The sequence below is a fragment of the Ralstonia sp. VS2407 genome (assembly GCF_052950655.1).
In genome coordinates this window covers 1-518 of the sequence record NZ_JBRFVG010000151.1, presented here as the reverse complement: position 1 = coordinate 518, position 518 = coordinate 1, and the positions used below count along the sequence as shown (strand labels likewise).

Annotated in this window: 1 protein-coding gene; it reads left to right on the top strand. The window is 68.5% G+C overall.

Translation table 11 applies throughout. The annotated features are described in order from the left end of the window. A partial coding sequence (locus tag ACU8YE_RS24340) for an EAL domain-containing protein (protein WP_446929943.1) occupies positions 1–518 on the top strand: 518 nt, incomplete at both ends.

The following is a 518-nucleotide window of genomic DNA, read 5'->3' as shown; positions in this document are numbered from 1 at the left end:
GCGAGCGCCGCCGCCGGCGATGACCTGCTCCGCCGCGCCGCCCTCGCGCTCTACGTCGCCAAGGCCGATGGTGGCCGGCGCGTGCGCGCCTTCGAGCCTGAGATGGAGGAGCGCCAGCATCACCGGCGCTGGATCGAGCGCGAGCTGCGTATCGCCATCGCGACCGGGCAGATTGAGCTGCACTACCAGCCCTTGTTCGAGCTCGCCGGCAATACGGTGACCGCGTTCGAAGCACTGGCCCGCTGGCATCACCCGGAGCGCGGCATGATCTCGCCCGGCGAGTTCGTCCCCGTGGCGGAGGCTACCGGCCTGATCGATGCGCTCGGAATCTACGTCCTCCGGACCGCCTGCGCGGCCGCGATGGAATGGCCCGGGACCCTGCGCGTCGCGGTCAACATCTCGCCGGCGCAGTTCCGCGAGGGCAAGATCGACCAGATCGTGGAAGAGGTTCTTCAGGCCACCAGACTTCCGAGCCAACGCCTTGAACTCGAGATCACGGAGTCGGTGATCCTCAGCCA